General features: G+C 70.8%; 13 protein-coding genes. 3 read left to right on the top strand and 10 right to left on the bottom strand.

Annotated features, from left to right (window positions below):
- Positions 1-20: 20 nt before the first annotated feature.
- Complete coding sequence (locus DL990_RS18825; protein ID WP_233620508.1) at positions 21-2,315, top strand: hypothetical protein; 2,295 nt, start codon at positions 21-23, stop codon at positions 2,313-2,315.
- A 44-nt stretch (positions 2,316-2,359) separates the two neighbouring features.
- On the opposite strand, the gene DL990_RS18820 is transcribed toward DL990_RS18825, so the two are convergent.
- The 3 genes from DL990_RS18820 to DL990_RS18810 form a co-directional block, all read right to left on the bottom strand.
- The gene (locus DL990_RS18820; RefSeq protein WP_125799425.1) at positions 2,360-3,061 is read right to left on the bottom strand and encodes an LPXTG cell wall anchor domain-containing protein; all 702 of its coding nucleotides are present in this window, start codon (positions 3,059-3,061) and stop codon (positions 2,360-2,362) included.
- A gap of 222 nt (positions 3,062-3,283) precedes the next feature.
- Complete coding sequence (locus tag DL990_RS18815) at positions 3,284-4,804, bottom strand: amino acid permease (protein WP_125799424.1); 1,521 nt, start codon at positions 4,802-4,804, stop codon at positions 3,284-3,286.
- Positions 4,805-5,110: 306 nt separating this feature from the next.
- A complete protein-coding gene (locus DL990_RS18810) occupies positions 5,111-6,025 on the bottom strand; it encodes a cation diffusion facilitator family transporter (protein ID WP_125799423.1) in 915 nt (304 codons plus the stop codon).
- Positions 6,026-6,168: 143 nt separating this feature from the next.
- Between DL990_RS18810 and DL990_RS18805 the strand changes: the two genes are divergently transcribed.
- Positions 6,169-9,177: a BTAD domain-containing putative transcriptional regulator gene (locus DL990_RS18805; protein WP_125799630.1), complete on the top strand. Its 3,009-nt coding sequence runs from the start codon at positions 6,169-6,171 to the stop codon at positions 9,175-9,177.
- A gap of 90 nt (positions 9,178-9,267) precedes the next feature.
- Here DL990_RS18805 and DL990_RS18800 read toward each other — a convergent pair whose 3' ends face one another.
- The 6 genes from DL990_RS18800 to DL990_RS18775 all read right to left on the bottom strand — a co-directional run bounded on the left by DL990_RS18800 (position 9,268) and on the right by DL990_RS18775 (position 14,432).
- Complete coding sequence (locus tag DL990_RS18800; RefSeq protein ID WP_125799422.1) at positions 9,268-9,777, bottom strand: hypothetical protein; 510 nt, start codon at positions 9,775-9,777, stop codon at positions 9,268-9,270.
- Between the two features lie 195 nt (positions 9,778-9,972).
- Positions 9,973-11,235 (bottom strand): mannose-6-phosphate isomerase, class I, encoded by a 1,263-nt coding sequence (gene manA / locus DL990_RS18795; RefSeq protein ID WP_125799629.1) that lies wholly within the window; start codon positions 11,233-11,235, stop codon positions 9,973-9,975.
- Positions 11,236-11,301: 66 nt separating this feature from the next.
- Positions 11,302-12,393, bottom strand: coding sequence for a hypothetical protein (locus tag DL990_RS18790; protein ID WP_125799421.1), 1,092 nt, complete (start codon positions 12,391-12,393; stop codon positions 11,302-11,304).
- On the bottom strand, positions 12,377-12,598 hold the full coding sequence (locus DL990_RS18785; RefSeq protein WP_125673982.1) for a Trm112 family protein: 222 nt from the start codon (positions 12,596-12,598) through the stop codon (positions 12,377-12,379). The genes DL990_RS18790 and DL990_RS18785 overlap by 17 nt, the downstream gene beginning before the upstream one ends.
- Positions 12,599-12,650: 52 nt before the next feature.
- Positions 12,651-14,006, bottom strand: coding sequence for a phosphomannomutase/phosphoglucomutase (locus tag DL990_RS18780; protein WP_125788358.1), 1,356 nt, complete (start codon positions 14,004-14,006; stop codon positions 12,651-12,653).
- 72 nt (positions 14,007-14,078) lie between these two features.
- Entirely contained in the window at positions 14,079-14,432 is a 354-nt protein-coding gene (locus tag DL990_RS18775) for a DUF3499 domain-containing protein (RefSeq protein WP_073848429.1), read from the bottom strand.
- A gap of 116 nt (positions 14,433-14,548) precedes the next feature.
- On the opposite strand from DL990_RS18775, the gene DL990_RS18770 reads away from it, so the two are divergent.
- A complete protein-coding gene (locus tag DL990_RS18770) occupies positions 14,549-14,980 on the top strand; it encodes a metallopeptidase family protein (protein WP_007028954.1) in 432 nt (143 codons plus the stop codon).
- A gap of 390 nt (positions 14,981-15,370) precedes the next feature.
- Here the strand turns inward: DL990_RS18770 and DL990_RS18765 are convergent, their stop codons facing one another.
- Positions 15,371-18,643, bottom strand: a complete 3,273-nt coding sequence (locus DL990_RS18765; protein WP_233620507.1) for a glycosyltransferase family 2 protein — start codon at positions 18,641-18,643, stop codon at positions 15,371-15,373.
- Positions 18,644-18,737 lie beyond the last annotated feature (94 nt).

Here is an 18,737-nt window from a genome sequence, read left to right as displayed (position 1 = left end):
TGGAGGCCTTCACCGTGGTCATGCCGGGTCCCGATACCCGCGTCGTCGAAATACGCGTACCCGGGCTAGTGGGCACGAGCGGTGAAAGCCTGCTGGATTCGACGTCCGTCGTCGACGTCGCGGGCGACGGGATCGGCAGGCTGATCCGGCCGTCGGACCGGCTGCGCCGTCCCGCTCCCGGTCCGGTGCTGCCCGCGCTCGGCCGTTCGATCCCGCGCATCCTCGAAGGCTACCTGTGGAGCGGGATGACCTCCGGTGGCGCGGCGAAGGCGACGTGGGCGCTGCTGTTCCCGTTCTCGCTGGCGAACGTCGCGCATTGGATGCTGCCGCCGGTCCCGGAGGGCAGGCGGTCCGCGGCACTGCTCGGCGCGGTATGCCGAGGGCTGCTGCGGGTGGCCTCGCTGCTGCTGACGATGTTGCTGATCAGCCAGCTCGCGGTGGTCTCGCTCGACCTGTTCGCCGCGCAATGCCTCGCCCCGGGTTCGACCTGTCTCGAAGGGGCGCCGTCGTTCCTGCGGGACTTCGCGCCGCTGCGGACCGCGATCGGGGTGGTCCCGCTGCTGGTGCTGATCTTCGTGCTCGACCGGATCCCGTCGTCGGACTGGCGGTCACGGGACAGGCGGCACCGCGCCCACAGTTCGAGCCCGCTGCAACCGCAGGACCTGCCGCGGACGCCGGGCCTGCGCACGCTGCACACCGTCGCCGCCTTGACCTGTGTCGCGCTCCCGTTGCTCGGCGGGCCGTTCCGGCTGCCGACGGTGACGTTCGACCTGATCGTCTGGATCTGCGCGCTGGCACTCGTCCTCGCCGCACTGGTGGCCTCGACGGTCGGGTTCTCCGCCGGACCAGTGATCCGGGGCGGGGTGATCGCGGTCGCCGTCGTACTGGTCGGGATCGCCGTCGTACGCCGGACGCCGCTGCCCGCGGGTCTGCCGGGCGGCGGGCTCGGCGGAGCGGACGGGACGGTCGAGGCGCTGGGCGCGGCCATGGTCGCGGCGACCGCGCTGTTCGCGCTGGTGCTCGCCCCGGCGGCGCTGCTCGGCCGGTCGGCCTGGAAGCATCTGCCGCACCGGCTGCGGCCCTGGCTCGGCGGCTGGGCGGCGGCGCCGGTGGTCGCGCTGGCCGGCCTGCTCGGCGGCGGTTTCGGCGCCGGGCTCGCGGTCGCGCTGCGGCAACTGGTCGGCGCGACCGATCTCCGGCTGCCCGACACCTACTCCCTGGTGACGGTGCTGTGGGGCGCCGGGCTCGCGCTCGCCGTCGTGCTCGGCGTGCTGGGCTTCGCGGTGGCCGTCCCGCTGCGCCGGTTGCGCCGCGGCATCCCGAAGATCGTCGCGTTGATGGAGATCGACAAGGCGCAGGAAGAGGAAGCCGCGAGTGCGTGGGCCCGCGCTTCGTGGGAACGCAAGCATCTGCACCATCTCGCGCTCACAGTCGCGCTGGCGATGGCGGCGGGCGGAGGCGCGCTCCTGGTGCTGCGCTTCGGTTTCGGCCCACTGCCCGACTGGTTCAAGCCGATTTCGGCGATCGGCGTGTTCGCGCTGGGCGCGATGGCGGCCGGCCTGCTGCGCGTCGTGTTCGCCGCCGCGACCACCCCCAAGCGCAGCCGTCACCTCGGCGCGCTGGCGGATCTCGTGTGCTTCTGGCCGCGTGCCGCCCATCCGACCGTGCCGCCGAGTTACGCGCTCAGGGTCGTCCCGGAACTCGCGGAGCGGGTCAAGGAGCATCTGGCCGAGCCGGGCACGCGCGTCGTGCTGTCCGGATACAACCTCGGCAGCCTGCTGACGGTGCTCGCCGCGGCACGGGTGATCGCCGATCTGCCGCCGGAGGACCGCGACCGCGTCGGACTGCTGACCGCGGGCTCACCCCTGCAATGGGGTTATCAGCGCGCGTTCCCCGCGATGCTGCCGCAGGAGCAGCTCGCCGGGTTGTACGAGGATCTCGACGGCCGCTGGCGGGCGCTGTGCCGAGGGACGGACATCTTCGGCGGCGGCGTCACGACATGGCGGCATCGGGTGGTGTCCGGGAAACTGCTGGGCGACGGCTACCTGCCCGGCGGCGGGACGGGGCCGCTGGCCGCCGAGGCCGACGAGCAGGGCGTCCTGGTGCTCGGCGGCGATCACTGGCTGCCCGACCCGATGCGCGGGCCGACCGGACGGCACCGCTGGGCGCCCGGCGTCCTCAAGCACACGGATTACGTCGTCGACGCCGAATGGGACAACGCCGTCGCGATGGCCGCCGGTCTCGGCCGCCCCCGGCCCACGAACCCTTGGGGCGAGCAGGGATCGCTGTTCGGGGACTTCCCACAAATGCGCTGAAGGCCCCCTTCACGAGGAAGAGGGCCTTCAGGCGTTCGCTAGCTTCAGTCGGTCTTGCCGCGACGCACGCGCAGCAGGACCAGGACGCCGGCACCGGCCAGCACCAGCAGGCCACCGGCCCACAGCAGCCAGGCGTTGTCGAAACCGGTGTCCGCGAGGCCGCCGCCGTTGCCGCCGTTGCCGTCGACCGCGGGGGCCGGGGCGGTGGTGCTGGTCGGCGTGCCGGAGGACTCCGACGGCTTCGAGGTGGTCGGCGCCGAAGTCGGCGGCTTGGCCGTCGAGGTCTTCGTCGGCTCGCTCGGCTTCGGCTGCTCGGTCGGCGGCGTCTTCTTCTCACCGCAGACGAACCAGTGGCTGATCGCCGCCTGCTGGTCGCCCTTGTTCAGCGGCGAACGCAGCTCGGTCCACGGCGGGTTCTCGGGCAGCCCCTTCTCCCCGGGAACGTAGACGTTGTAACCGTGGCCGCCCTTGACCACGATCGCCGTGACGGTGACGCCCTTGTCGACCGCGGTGATGTTGAGGAGGAGGTTGTCCGTGCCGCCGGTGAAGGTCAGGTCCGAAGTAGGCAGGACCTTGCCCGGCAGCTTGGCACCCTCGCAGGTGGTGGCGTTTTCACCCACGACCTGGGTGGCGCGGTCGTCGCTGCGAGTCGCGAGGGCGGTGCCCGCCGTGCCCAGCAGTGCGACGGTGGCGAGGGCGACGACAGTGACGGCGGAGCGGACGCGCCGTCTGGGGTTGATCTGCATTCAGAGCTCTCCTGTACCGATCGGGGGACAAACGAGCAAAGCGTGGCGCCTCTTTGGAGGGATGAAGGTCAACTCGCGGTACGTCTGCACGAGTCCCGTTCACCCGTCAGGGGGAAGCAGAGACCGGACGCTATCGCACACCGATTTCACACCGAAACCGGGGCCCCCGACAAAACGGCCCACCATCCACAAAGGAATGGTGGGCCGCCGAAACGAGAAAGATCAGTCCGGAACGGACGTCGGGACCTCGTCCTTGTTCTGCTTGCCGAGCAGCGAGTTGCGACGGCTGTAGGCGAAGTAGATGACGACGCCCAGCGCCATCCAGGCCAGGAACCGCAGCCACGTGAGCACGGTCAGGTTCAGCATCAGCCAGAGACAGGCGACGATCGCCAGGATCGGGATCAGCGGGACCAACGGCACCCGGAAGGCGCGTGGCAGATCGGGCCGGGTCTTGCGCAGCACCAGCACGCCCGCGGAGACCAGAACGAAAGCGAACAGCGTCCCGACGTTGACCATTTCCTCGAGTTTGTCCGCCGGGAAGAAGGTCGCCGCGACCGCGACCAGCCCGCCGACGACGATCGTCGCCCGCTTCGGCGTGCCGTGTTCCCCGGTCTTCGCGAGGCCGCGCGGCATCAGGCCGTCACGCGACATCGCGAAGATGATCCGGATCTGGCCGAGCATCAGCACCATGACGACGGTCGTCAGCCCGGCGAGGGCGCCGACGGAGATGATGTTGGCCGCCCAGTCGACGCCGTTGACCGCGAACGCGGACGCGAGCGTCTTCTTGCCGCCGTCACCCGCCGAGGTGGAGAGCTCCTTGTAGTTCACCATGCCGACGACCACGAGCGACACGGCGACGTACAGCACCGTGACGATGGCGAGCGAGCCGAAAATGCCGCGGGGCACGGCCTTCTGCGGGTTGCGGGTCTCCTCGGCGGTGGTCGCGACGATGTCGAACCCGATGAACGCGAAGAACACCAGCGACGCCGCGGCCAGCAGGCCGAAGACGCCGAACGAACTGCTGCCGCCACCGGCGAACAGCGAGAACAGCGACTGGTCGACCCCGGTGGACGCCGACTCCGCGGCGGACTGAGCCTCCGGGATGAACGGGGTGTAGTTCGAACCCTTGATGTAGAAGATGCCGAGCACGATCACGAACAGCACCACCGCGACCTTGATCGCGGTGATCACCATGGAGAAGCGCGAAGACAGCTTCGTGCCGACGGCGAGCAGCGTGGCCAGTACGAGCACCACCAGCAGAGCACCCCAGTCGACCGGGATCGGGCCGAGCTCGAACGTCGTCTTCGTGCCCTTGCCGAAGATGTAGGAGAGCACGGTTTCGAGGTAGGCGGACCAGCCCTTCGACACCGCGGCCGCGCCGACGGCGAGTTCCAGGATGAGGTCCCAGCCGATGATCCACGCCATGAACTCGCCGAACGTGGCGTAGGAGAACGTGTACGCGCTCCCGGCCACCGGAACGGTCGACGCGAATTCCGCGTAACAGAGGGCGGCCAGCGCGCAGGCGATGGCCGCGAACACGAACGCGAGCGAGACCGACGGCCCCGCGAAGTCACCGGCCGTGCGCGCGGTGAGGGTGAAGATCCCGGCACCGATGACGACGGCGACGCCGAAGACGGTCAGATCCCACGCGCTCAGGTTCCGCCGGAGCTTCGTCCCCGGCTCGTCGGTGTCCGCGATGGACTGCTCGATGGATTTCGTACGCCACAGACCGTTTCCGGGCACCCTTGACCTCCTACACCTGACTGCGGTTCAAGGGACCCTATCGCCCGGCCTCGACGGCAGCGCGGTGGGAGAGCAACGAAGTACCCGGAGGTCGCGGCGGTAATCGGCGGTGTATGGACAGTTGCCCCGGCCGCGTTCGCGGCGCCCGAAAAGTCCGTGAAGGCCTCCTTGAGGGACTCAGGATCCCTCAAGGAGGCCTTCAAGGACACCTCTCACGCGACCCCCGCCCACCTGCAATGGAGGGGCCTTTCATAGCAAATTTTGCTATGAAAGGCCCCTTCATTGCACGTCTTGGGCCGGCCGGGCTCAGGCCAGCGCGCGGTCCAGGTCGGGCTCCAGGTAGATCAGCTTCGCCGTCGGCACCTTCGCGCGAACACGCGCTTCGGCGTCGTCGATGGCTTGCGCGATGTCGGCGGTGTCCAGCCCGGGCACCAGCGCGAGCTTCGCGGCCACCAGCATCTCGTCCGGGCCGATGTACAGCGTGCGGATGTGGATGACCCGCTCGACCTTGCCGGCGGCGAGTTCGTCGACGATCGCGTCGAGGTCGGTCTCGGTGGCGCCTTCGCCGATCAGCAGGCTCTTCATCTCGATGATCAGGATGATCGCGATGATCCCGAGCAGCAGGCCGATCGTGACGGTGCCGATGCCGTCCCACACCGGTTCGCCGGTGATGACCGAGAGCCCGACGCCCGCGAGCGCGAACACCAGGCCGAGCAGCGCGCCCGCGTCCTCCAGCAGGACCACCGGCAGTTCGGGGGTCTTGGCCTGGCGGATGAACGCCCACCAGCCCGCGTCGCCCTTGATCTTCTTCGATTCCTGGATCGCCGTGTAGAAGGAGTAGCACTCCAGCCCGATCGCGACCACGAGGATGCCGACCGCCACCAGCGGCGAGGTCAGTGCCTCCGGCTCGCTGATCTTGTGGATGCCCTCGTACAGCGCGAACACCGAGCCGAGGCTGAAGAGCATCAGCGCGACGATGAACGAGTAGAAGTACCGGTCCCGCCCGAAGCCGAACGGGTGGGTGCGCGTCGCCGCGCGCTGCGAGGTCTTCTGTCCCAGCAGCAGGAGGCCCTGGTTCGAGGTGTCCGCGAGCGAGTGCACGGACTCGGCCAGCATCGACGACGACCCCGTGATGAGGAAGCCGGTGAATTTCGCGGCCGCGATTCCGGCGTTCGCCACGAGCGCGGCGATGATCGCCTTGGTTCCGCCACCTGCAGACACGTGCAACTCCCCGGATGGTGTCCCGATATGCCGGGTTCGAAGGCTAGCAGTGCAGATGAGCCCGTACGCGCCGGGCGGGACAGGTCACAGAATTGTCGGGCCCCCTCGCTAGTCTCGCCCCTCTCATGACCTGGGAGGTGCCCGTGCCGCGATTCGGCGTGCTCGGACCGTTGATGATCGAGAGCCCATGCGGGCGGCGGACGACGCCGCGCGGCGATCATCAGCGTGCCCTGCTGGCCGTCCTTCTGCTGAACGCGAACTCGCCCGTCCCGGTCGACGCCCTGGTCGAGACGCTCTGGCCGGAGACGCCGCCGAAGTCGTACTCCTCGAATCTGCACACGTACGTCTCCCGTCTGCGGGCCCGCTTCGAGGGGCTGGAGATCGAGCGGGATCCACACGGCTACCGGCTGGTGGTCGAGCCCGGCGACCTCGATCTGCTGTCCTTCCGCGAAGCCGTCGCGGCCGAGAAGGCGGCGGCGCGGGCGGGCGATCCGGCGGCCGCCGCCGGGCACTATCGCCGGGCGCTGGCGGAATGGCGCGGGCCGGTCCTGTCCGGGCTGCACATCCCCCGGCTCGACGCGGACGTCGCCCGGCTCGAGTCGGAACGGCTCGCCGCCTTCGAAGACTGTGTCGACGCCGAACTGTCCGACGGCAGGCACGGCGAGCTCACCGGCGAACTCCAGGCGATGATCACCGAACATCCCCTGCGCGAGCGGCTGGCCGCGCAGCTGATGGTCGCGTTGCACCGCGCCGGGCGGCAGGCCGATTCGCTGGCCGTCCACCGCGATCTGCGTGCCATCCTCGTCGAGGAGCTCGGCGTGGAACCCGGCGCCGAGGTCCGCCGCGTGCACGCCGCCGTGTTGCGCGGTGAGGATCCGGTGCCCTCGGCGAAGCCGGCGCCGGTCTTCCCGATCTGCCAGCTGCCTCCGGACATCGCGGATCTAGCGGGCCGTGAGGACGAGATCGCGAAGCTTTCCGGGCTGCTCGGCGACGGCGCGGGGGTCCCCGTCGCGGTGATCACCGGCCAGCCCGGCGCGGGCAAGTCCACCCTCGCGGTCAGCACCGCGCACAGGCTCCGCCGGTCCTTCCCGGACGGGCAACTGTTCGTCCCGCTGGCCGGCGCCTCCAGCCCTCGCGACCTCGCCACCGTCCTCGGCGACCTGTTGCGCGCGCTGGGCGTCACCGGCCCGGCCATCCCGGACGACGTCGACGCCAGGGCGGCGGTGTACCGCGGCCGCCTCGCCGATCGGCGGGTCCTCGTGGTGCTCGACGACGCCGCGAGTCCCGATCAGGTCCGCGCGCTGCTGCCGGGAACGCCGGGCAGCGCCGTCCTGATCACCAGCAGGCGGCGGCTTTCCGGGCTCGCCGGGGCGGATCGCCTCCACCTCGCACCGTTGTCCGGCGCCGAGGCGATGACCCTCCTGGCACGGCTCGCCGGGCCGGACCGGGTGGGCGCCGAAGCCGCGGACGCGGAGCGGATCGCCAAGGCCTGCGGCAATCTCCCGCTGGCGCTGCGGATCGCCGGCAGCAGGCTCGCCATGCGGCCGGGGTTGCCGCTCGGAAAGCTCGCCGGGAAGCTGGAAGACGAGGTCTCGCGCCTCGACGAGCTCCAGGTCAGCGACCTCCAGGTGCGCGGCAGCATCGCGTTGAGCTATCAGGCGCTGAGCCCGGCGGCGCGGCGCGCGTTCCGGTCGATCGGCCGCTGCCGCACCCTCGACCTGCCCGCGTGGGCGGTGTCGACCCTGGTCGACGGTGCCGATAGCGAAGGCTCGGACGAGGCCATCGACGAACTCGTCGAGGCCAGCCTGCTCGAAGCCACCGGTCTCGATCCGACGGGTGAGCAGCGGTTCCGCGTGCACGACCTGGTGCGGGTGTTCGCCACGGAACTCGGCAGGGAACTGGAGACCCGCGCCGAGCGGGTGGCCACCGTCGCGAAGGTGTCGGACGCGGCGTTGTGCCTCGCCGACACGGCGGCCCGCCGCCTGCCGAGGACGGTGCCGATGCCGTTGTCGGATCACGATGTCCCCGTGCAACCCCTGGCCGGCGAGCTGGTCGAGCGGCTGCTGCGTGATCCCGGCACCTGGTTCTCGGTGGAGCGGGCCAACCTGGTCGCCGCCGTCTCGTCGCTGTGCGCCGTCGGCTGGCGGCGGAAAGCGTTGCGGATACTGGAAAGACTGAGCGCGTACCTGTACTTGCACAGCCATTACACCGATATGCGGACGGCGTACGAGACGTTGCGTGACGCCGCCCGCGAGGCGGATGACCGGCACATCGTGGTCATCGCCGAGGCGAATCTGGCGGTGTTGCTGCATGTTCGCGGCGAGTACGAACGCGCCGTCGAGGGCTATCGCGAATGTTCGAAGGAATTGGCGGAGCTGGGTGATCTGGCCACGCAGGCGTGGGTGGAGACCAATCTGGCGCACAGCCTGGTCGGGCTCGGCCGGGCCGGGGAATCGCTGCACGCCGCGACCCAGGCCCGAGAACTGTCCACTGTGGAGGATTCCGGGACCCACGCGAGGCGCGCGGAATCCGCCGCGCTGCACAGGCTGGGCAAGATCTCCGAGGCGTTGGAGATCGATCGCCGGATCCTCTCCCAGGCGCGCGAAAGCGGCGACGAACGCCAGCTCGGCGTTGCCCTGCAAGGACTTTCGTGGTCGCTGATGCTCGACGGGCGCCCGGAGGAGGCCTTGGCGACGATCGAGGAATCGGTCCGGGTCCTGCGGCGGACGACGGCGAAATCGGCGCTGGCGAAGTCGTTGCGCACCCAGGGCGCGATCCTCGCGGGCGCCGGACGGCGTGACGGCGCGGTGAAGGCCTACGAGAACGCGCGGCGGCTGGCGGGAGCGCTCGAAGAACGGCCGAGGGAGCTTTCCTGCACGCGGGCGATCGCCGCGAGCTGGATCGGCGACGGCCGGGCCGATCGCGCGATCCCCGTGCTGCGCCGCTGTCTCGACGAATTCCGTGCCATGGGCGGGAAACCCGCGACAGGCCTCACCCTGCACGTGCTGCGCAGGGCGTACGAGGCCGTCGGGGAAACAAAAGCGGCCGAGGCGGCGGGCGAAGAGGCGAAGCGATTGGAAGTCCCCCACGACGCCAACGCTTCGACCCTCGTCCGGTTGCTGTTGTCGCTCACCGAACCCGCCCCGGCCTGACCGAGCGGTGCCCGACCCCTCAGACGGGCACCACCCGGAAATCACCATCAGTCCGCGATCACCATCAGTCCGGATCACCCTCAGTCAAGATCACAGAGCGGCGGGCCTTGGTTCACGCCGTCCGGCGGAGAACCAGGCCAGCGTGATCACCAGCACCCCGTTGGCCGCGGCGTCCCACACCGGCGCCGAGGCGGGCCCGAGTCGCGCGACCGCGAACACGTTGATCAGCCCGGCGACGGTCAGCATCACGCGGACGGGCTGGGTGCCCGTCACCACCAGCGCGGCGGTGAGCAGGACCTGTGCGCCGAGCGAGACGAGCACGACCAGCGGGAGGTTCAGCCTGCTCTCCGCGCCGGCGGCGAGGCCGTGCAGGCCGGAGCCCGCGGCTTTGATCGACTCGATCGTGTCGCCGGCGAATCCTGCCAGCGCCTGCGCCGAACCGGCCAGGTCTTGGCCGCTCGGCAAGGGAAGCACCAGGTCGACGACCGGGACGAGCACGGTCACGACGGCGAGTCCGAGCGCGGCGAGCAGAGCGGTGGGGCGCGCGGAGACCTGCGCCCGGTAAGCGCGTCCGCTCGCCGCGTCGGGATGGGAAGTCACTACTGCTGCTCCTTGGCTATCGACATCCGGGACGAGCCGACGCCAAGCGCCGGGTCACCCCTTCGGGCGATAGTTGCGGAAGCCACCACACGGAACGCACACAGTTCGACCAAGCGATTCCGCAATTCGGCACCTGGTTGCGGTCCTTGCGCGTGCAAGGACCGCAACCAGGTGCCGAATTGCGAGGGTGAGGGGCTAGCAGGTGCCGGCGGTGGCGCGGAACACCTGGGTGCGCTCAGCGGAAAGCGGCCGCACACGGACGGCGGGGTCGGCGGCCGGGAGCCAGACCGACTGGCCGCGGCGGAGCTCGACCTGTTCGCCGTCGTCGGCCGTGACCTGCAGGCCACCGGCGGTGCACAGCAGGATCTGCGGGCCGACGTCGTGGACGGCGACCTCGCCGCCGTCTCCGGCCTCCCATTCGATCCGCGACAGCTCGAACTCCGGTGCGTCGGTGCGGTACACCGACAGGCGCCGGTCCGCGGGGTTCTTTCCCGCCGAGGGCCCATCGGCACTGCCGCGCTCGCCGCTCTGGACCGGCATCTCGCCGCACGCGAAGTCGACGACGCGGAGCAGTTCCGGCACGTCGACGTGCTTGGGGGTCAGTCCGCAACGCAGGATGTTGTCCGAGTTCGCCAGGATCTCGACGGCGGTGCCGTGCAGGTACAGGTGCAGATTGCCGGCGGGCAGGTAGATCGCCTCGCCCGCGCTGAGGGTGAGCCGGTTGAGCAGCAGCGCCGCGAGCACCCCCGCGTCCCGCGGATGCGCTTCGCCGAGTTCGAGGATGGTCCGGCATTCGACGTCGAACTCGCCGCGTCCCTGGACGTGTTTCACACAGGAATCGAGGACCTCGGGCAGCAGTTCGTCGAGCGCGGCCTGCGGCAGCGTGATCCAGGTGGTGAACAGCGCGCGCAAACCGGCCGGATCCGGCTGGGCCTCCAGCAGCACCGCGTACTTCGCCAGCCCGGGTGTTTCGATCGCCTTCAGCAGCGACATCGTGCGTTCCGGGTCACGGAAGCCCGCCAGCGCGTGGAATTCGGTCAGCGCGCAGACGAGTTCCGGTTTCGCCGTGGGATCCGGGTAGTTGCGGTTCGAGGCGTCGCGCGGGATCCCCGCCGACTCCTCGCGCGCGTACCCCTCCGCCGCCTGCGCGGCGGACGGGTGTGCCTGCATCGAAAGCGGCTCTTCGGCGGCGAGGATCTTGAGCAGGAACGGCAGCCTGCCGCCCCAGCGTTCGGCGCAGGTCGTGCCGAGCTGACCGACCGGATCGGCTTCGACGAGTTCCAGCAGGCTCCGCTCGGTGCCGTCCGGGCCGATGACGTGGGACGGGTCACCGGGGTGGGCGCCCATCCACAGCTCCGCCTCCGGATGCGGCGCCGGCACCGGACGCCCCAGCAGCTCGGGGATCGTCGTTCTCGATCCCCACGCGTAGGGCCGCACGGCATTGCGCAGCAGCTCCACTGTCACCTCAACTCCTCGCCGGGCACGGGTGGTGCCGGCCCTCATTGCTTACGTCGCGCTCGGGACTCACGCCGTTGCGGGCGTGTACCTCCCGGCGCCGCCGATGCTGCCGACGGCCAGTCCCAGATAGACCGCGGCCAGCTCGAAACGCAGCGCGAGAACGGCCGCACGCACGATCTCGTCCGTTTCGATCTCTTCGGCCGGGGCGATCACATCCGCACCGGGCAGCAGGTCTTCCGCCTGATAACGGGCCGCGTCCGCGGCCGGTCCCGTCCGAACCGAGAGGAGCAACACCCTCGGCGCCGAACCGTTCCCCTCCTCCGGGTCCGCGAAGATATCGCGATCCCGGCCGCCGGACAACGCCGCCCGCCGCAAGGCGGGCCTGGCCAGCGCCTGGCGGTAGTCCTCCGCGTCACAGACGACGGCGGCGTGCGAGGCGAACGCGTGGGCCGCGTGTTCGCCGACGGCGACGGCGACCGGGTCCAGCCCCCACAGCAGCGGCTGCCGATCGGCCATCTTCAGCGCCATCGCCTTGGCCGGGTTCGCGAACGAATCCCTGGACAGGTAGTCCTTCTCGGCTTCCGCGTCGAGGTGGTCGGCGAGCTGCTCCAGGTCGGCCACGAGCAGGCCGAGCGCGTTCGCGGTCAGCAGGGCGGCCGCGAGACCGCGCGGGAAGGCCATCTCCGGCGGAACCGGGATCCTCGGCGCGAGCAGCAATCCCTTGCCCGCGACGGAGGCCGCGACCGGGCCTTCCGCGGGCGCGGACAGCACGACCGTCGCCCCGAACCGGGCGGCACGTTCCAGTGACGCGGCCAGCTCGCGGTCACCGGCGTCGTCGGTGTGCGCGAAGACGACGTCGAGCGCGCCGATCCAGCTCGGCACCACCTCGGCGACGACCACCGGTACCGGGCACGACGGAGTGAGGAGCGCGGCGATCATCCGGGTCAGCGTCCGGCTGACGCCCGGCCGGTCGATCAGCACGAGCGAGCGCGGGCGGCCGACGTCCAGCCGATCGCTCAGCTCGAGTTCGGCCGCGGCTTCGGCTGTCGCCCGCACCTGGGCGCCCGCCATCGCGGCGGCACGGAGAAGCCCCGCGGTGTCGGCCTCGGCCAGCCTCGCGGGATCGTCGAGCAGGGAATCGTCAGGGACCGTCGGCATGATCGCCATCCGGGGTCGTCGGCTCGGTGGCTTCGTCCAGCAACAGTACCGGGATTCCATCACGGACCGGATACACCCGACCGCACTCGGTGCAGGTCAGCGCGTCGGCCTCCGGGTCGGCCGTCGTCCCCGGCCGCAGCGGCGCGTGATCAGGGGACGGGCAGGCCAGGATCTCCAGCAACTGTGCGTCGAACGTGACGGCCATGGTTACTCCCTACCTGTGGGACGTCTCGATGGGTGTTTTCACGCCACCTTCGTTACCCACGGACGATCGTCAATACGTCTTCGGTCAGCGCCCGGACGGCCTCGGCGTCGGCGGCCTCGACGTTCAGGCGGAGCAGCGGCTCGGTGTTGGACGGGCGCAGGTTGAACCAGCCGCCGCCGGGAAGCTGCACGGTGAGCCCGTCCAGTTCGTCGATTTCGACGCCGTCGCGGGCGCCGAACGCGTCCTTGACCGCCATCATGCGCGCGACCTGGTCGTCGACGGTCGAGTTGATCTCGCCGGAGGCCGCGTAGCGCGAGTACTCCGCGGTCAGCTCGGACAGCGGGCCCGTCTGCTCGCCGAGGGCGGCGAGGACGTGCAGCGCGGCCAGCATGCCGGTGTCGGCGCGCCAGAAGTCGCGGAAGTAGTAGTGGGCGGAGTGCTCGCCGCCGAAGATCGCGCCGGTCTTGGCCATCTCGGCCTTGATGAACGAGTGCCCGACCCGGGTGCGCACCGGCTTGCCGCCGTGCTCCGCGACGATCTCCGGGACACCCTTCGACGTGATCAGGTTGTGGATGATGGTGCCGCCCGGCTCCTTCTCCAGCTCACGGATCGCGACCAGCGCGGTGATGGCGCTCGGCGACACCGGCTCGCCGCGCTCGTCGACGACGAAGCAGCGGTCCGCGTCGCCGTCGAAGGCGAGACCCGCGTCGGCGCCTTCCTCGCGCACCTTCGCCTGGAGGTCGACGATGTTCTTCGGGTCGAGCGGGTTGGCCTCGTGGTTCGGGAAGTTGCCGTCGAGCTCGAAGTACATCGGCACGACCTCGATGGGCAGGCCCGCGAAGACCGTCGGGACGGTGTGACCGCCCATGCCGTTGCCTGCGTCGACGACGACCTTCAGCGGGCGGCTGCCCGACAGGTCGACGAGCTTGCGCAGGTACGCCGCGTAGTCCGCGAGGACGTCCTTCTCGGTCACCGAACCGCGCTGGCCCACGAAGGCGGGCACGCCCTGCTCGACGGTGTCGCGGAGCTCCGCGAGACCGGAGTCCTGCCCGACAGGGGCGGCGCCGGAGCGGCACAGCTTGATGCCGTTGTACTTCGCCGGGTTGTGGCTGGCGGTGAACATGGCGCCCGGCAGATTGAGCGATCCGGACGCGAAGTAGAGCTGGTCGGTGCTGGCGAGGCCGATCGACACGACGTCGAGGCCCTGCGAGGTCACGCCGTCGGAGAAGGCGGCGGACAGCTCGGGCGAGGAGTCGCGCATGTCGTGACCGATGACGATCGCGTCCGACTCGGGTTTGATCAACAGGGCGAAGGCCGAACCGAGGTCGCGGACGAGTGCCGCGTCCAGCTGCTCACCGACCACGCCGCGAATGTCGTAGGCCTTCACGATGCCCGAAAGGTCTGGCACGCCTGCTCCCCGCCAATAGTCTCGTTACAACGCCCTCTGGCGCGCTCGAAAGCCTACCGGCGGTCCCCCGCGTCAGGCTCGGCCGGGCAGGACCCGCAGGTGGCCGCGCCTGCCCGAGGGTCCCTCGGGTTCGGGCTCGGGCGCGGGCTTGTCGGAACGGCCGGCTTCACGCACGGCCTCGGCCAGCGCGGTCAGCTCGTCCGCGGACGGGTCTGGAGCGGCGAAGGCCCCTTCGTGCCGGACGACTTCCCAGCCTTTGGGCACGGTCAGCCGGAGGGCGTGGGCTTCGCAGAGGTCATAGGAGTGCGGTTCGCTCGCGGTGGCCAGTGGCCCCACGACGGCTGTCGAATCGCTGTAGGCATACGTGAGCGTGGCGACAGCGGGTTCGAGACAACCCGTTCGCGAACACTTTCGTACGCTCCGCACGATCGAGAACGATAGCGCGTCGCGGGCCGGGCGTACCGGCGACACGCGCTTTGATTCGCCGAGCGCGTACCCTTCGGTTCGTGGCGACGGCTCGTGATTCCCGACAGCGACGGCGGATGCGCCGGGACCGGCACGGCCGGGGCCTGCGCGGAGCGCTGTATCCGTCGACCCTTCCCGCCGCCGCTAGCAGGGCGGAAAGGTTCGACGCGCTGGTTTTGGACGCGCTCGAACCGATCGAAGCGCGGTGGCGGCACGAGCTGACGAAGCTCGACGTCGCCGTCGACGACGTCCCCGAAGTTCGCTCGGATGGCGCACCGACCGGAGTGGACGGCGTGTTGCACGACGGCGCCGTCCCGCTGTCGCGGCTCGTGCCCGCCGGCGTCGACCGCGCCGGCCTCCCGACGCGCGCCCGCATCGTCCTCTACCGCCGCCCCCTCGAAGCGCGCGCGAAAGACCCGGGCGAACTCGCGGAACTCGTCCACGACGTCCTCGTCGAGCAGGTGGCGGGCTACCTGGGCGTCGAACCCGACGTCATCGAAGGCGAATAACCCTCCCCCTCCACACCCCAGCCCCCACACCCCAGCCCCCGCCCTTCCCCGGGGGGCGTCCCCAGCCCAGCGTATCGCAGGGCAGCGACGGGACCTGCGGAAACGGGGCTGGAGCGCCGAGTTGTCCACAAGGGGAACGGGCTGTGGACAACTCCGGGTGAGTGGTCGGATGCTGAAAGCGGGGTGCCCCCAATGTGGCATTGGGGACACTCACCGTCCCCAATGCCACATTGGGGGCACCCCAGCACCCCCGCACCCAGCACCCGGCACCCGGCATCTGGGGGCTGGCCGGGGCTGGAGTAGGAGCTCGGCAGCGCGAGTGTCCTGAAGGGCACCTTTGAGACGTTGAGCGTCTCAAAGGGCACCTTCAGGACAGCGAAGCCGAAAGCCTCAAGAAACCGTGGGTCGCCTCCGCGTAGGTACGGCGGTCAGCAGCGTGAACAGCACCGCCGCCACCTGCGCCAGCAGCAGCAGGTTCCGCGTGGTGCCCTGGTGCTCCACCACCACCTCCGAAGGCGTAGACGGCACCGAGACCGCCACCTGGTGACCCCAAGCCCGCACGATCGGCACGGCTTTGCCGTCCACGCTCGCCTGCCAGCCGGCCTCGAACTCCGCGGCCAGCACGAGCAGCCGCCCGGTCGGCCCCTCCGAGACGCGCACCCGCACGTCCGGCAGTCCGGCCTGCACCGGAGCCACCCCGGGCGACGCGCCGGGCGCGCCCTTCCCGGTCACGGCGGCCTGCGCCAGTTCCGGGGAGATCAACGCCACCTGCCCGCCGGCCGGCAGCAGGCGAAGCACCGGACGCCCGTCCGAAGTCGGCGTCGCCGGGGCGACCAGGTCACGCGCGAGTCCGACGAAAGCACCGCCGTCGGCACCGCTCGGCAGAACGACATACGAGACCCCTGAGGCCAACGCCGCCGCGAACGCCTGTTTGACCGCGTCCGGCGAACCTTGGAGCAGATCCCGGCGCCACGACGCCAGTCGATCGGCGCTGCCGGGTGTCGGCGCGAGTTCGTCGTCGCCGTAGAACGGCAACCGTCCACCGGTCTGCCGCACCGGCTCGGCCGGGGAACCCACCACCAGCACCGAACGCCCGCTCGCGGCCAGCTCCGCGGAAATCTCCGGCGCGAGCGAAGGACGCTCACCCGAACGCAAGGGCCCTTCCCGTCCGGCGACGACCGCACCGGTCGCCAGCGCGAGCAGCGCCAGCACCCCGGCCACGGCCGTGACCTTCGCCAGCCACGGCGCCGGGTCGACACCGGATCCACCCCGCTGCCAGGTCGCCAGCACCGTCCACAGCAATCCCGCGCTGATCACCAGCAGCGGCACCCCGGCGTACCCGGTCGCGTGCGCGCCGCCCGACATCGGCGTCACCGCCACGAACCGCACCGCCACGAGGCCGAGCACCCCCAGCACGACGACCGCGACACCGCCGCCCGCGCCCTTCGACGGCCGGACGACCAAGGCGACGATCGCGGCCGCGACCAGCGCCACCCCGATCGGCCACGCGCCGGGACCGCCAGGGTCCAGTCCGGCGAGGTCGGCGCCGGACGCGGCCGTGGCAGCACCACCGAGCCCGTGCAGCAGCAGTTCCGGATGCCGCAGCAGCACACTCGGCCACGGCAGCAGCAACGCCAGCGGCAGGAAGACCACGATGCCGACCGACGCGATCCGCCGCGCGAGCCCGGTCGGCGAAGGCAGCACCACGAACCCGATCACCAGCCCGACCACGGCCAGTGCGTGCGCCAGCGGTGAGAAGGCACCGATCAGCGCCAGCCCGATCGCGCTCAGCGCGGAAACGTGCAGCCATCGCGAATCCGCGCGGACCAGCAGCCCGACGATGCCCGCGATCACCAGTGGCAGCAGCAGATGCACGACGACGACGTCGAGCCGTCCCTGCGCGACCGAAGCCGTGGCCGCGGGAAGCACGCCGTACGCCGCCGCGACGACGGCCCGAACCCAGCGACGCACGCGAAGGTGCCGAGTGGCGGCGTACGCGCTCAAGGCGGCGAGCGGGATGTCGCCGATCAGCAGGATCGCGACCAGCGCCGCGGGTCCACCGATCGGCGTGAAGATCGCGCCGAGGGTGCCCAGCACCGGCAGTGTCGCGGGCGCCGGACTCGCCGTCCCGCCGTCGACCGCGTGCCACGGCGCGAGATACGACGACCAGATCTCGCCGAGCCCGCCGACCGGCAGCAGCTTCCCGCCGAAGAGATCGAGCCCGAGCCGGGAACCGTTGAGCACCAACGCGAGCGCCGTCAGCGCAACGAGCACGATCACCGGCGGCGCGAACACGGTCGCGCCGAGCACGCGCTTCCGGTCGACCTCGACGAACACGAGTTCCTGTTCCGGCCGCCGTCCGCCGTCACGCGGCACCGGGGACGGTTTCGGACCCTCCGAAGTGGATTTCTCGGGAACCGCGACAGCGACGACCGTGCTGGGCCGCCGCAGACCCGTCCCCCGCGAGCCGACCCCGCGCATCGCGCCCGCGGGCAGCGCGCCGGGGCCGACGGGACGATCTTGCCCGGCCTTCACCGCCTCCGGCGGGATCCAGGCCCCTTCCTGATCCGCGCTTTCGGGCACCGTCCCGAGCGCGAAATCCCGTTCCACCCCGCGCCGGACGAGGCCGACGACACCGGCGCGGACGGCGTTGCGCAGCCGCGTCATCCGACCGGTGAACAGACCGCGGACACTGCCGGTCTTCCGCCGTCCGGCGCGGGCCGCGCGCAGCCCGCCGCGACCGCGCAGCAGGTACCAGGTGGCCGCGAGTTCCGCCCCCGCCTCGCCGGTGCGCCGCAACAGCAGGAACGCCAGCGCCCGCAACACCGCGAAGACCGGAATTCGAAAAAGACCGAACCAAAAGGACACTGGGGAGCAATTGACGAGGAACACCCGGAGCCCGTGCGCGCGGTTCGCCGTCGCGAGAGGAAGGCCGAGGGCGTCCGGTTCGCGCTGTCCGGTGCTGAGCGCGCGAGCGTGCCGGAGCCGGGCCGCCGGCACCGAAAGCACCCGGCCACCCGCGGCGTTGGCACGCCAGCCGAAGTCGAGATCCTCGCGCAGCAAGGGAAAACCGGGGTCGTAGCCGCCGAGGTCGTGCCAGACTTCGCGCCGCACCAGCGATCCCGCGCTCGGCACGGCGAGCACCGCGGTGTCGGTCTCGTCGGGCGAGATCTGCTGCCGGTGGCCGATGGCGTCGGTCGACAGCCCCGCTTCGACGATGAGCCGCGGATCGCTCCAGTCCACCGCGAGCGGACCGAGCACCGTCGCCTCGGGCTCGTTTTCGGCCGCTGCCAACAGATTTTCGAGACAGTCGGATTCCGGCGCGCAGTCGTCGTGCAGCAGCCAGAGCCAGCCGCCGGGATCACCCCAGCGTTCGACGGCGTGCTCGACGGCCTCGCCGACGGCGGCGCCGAAGCCCACATCACTGGAAAGTGTGAGAATTCCGTCCAAGACCGGCGCTTCGCCGACCGACGCCGCGTCGGCGAGGATTCGCGCGGTCCGGTCAGTGGAACCGGTGTCGACCGCGAGGATGTGCCGCGGCCGGACGCCGCTGCGCCGCAGCGCGGAAAGCGCCAGTGGCAACCAGTTCTCGCCGTTGTGACAGACCACAATGGCCAGTACGGGGACCGTGCGCAGCGCAGGTGACGCGGCAGTGCGAGACAACGGGCACTCCAGATGTGGCGGCGAAGTCGAGTGCCGCCACCCTACGACGCGACCCTGTCACCCGTTGGTGGCCCCACTATGTGGAAGCGGGCAG

The sequence above is a fragment of the Amycolatopsis sp. WAC 01416 genome, from assembly GCF_003947485.1.
Classification (GTDB): domain Bacteria; phylum Actinomycetota; class Actinomycetes; order Mycobacteriales; family Pseudonocardiaceae; genus Amycolatopsis.
The sequence above is the reverse complement of the archived record's forward strand: the minus strand, read 5'-3'. Positions and strand labels throughout refer to the sequence as shown.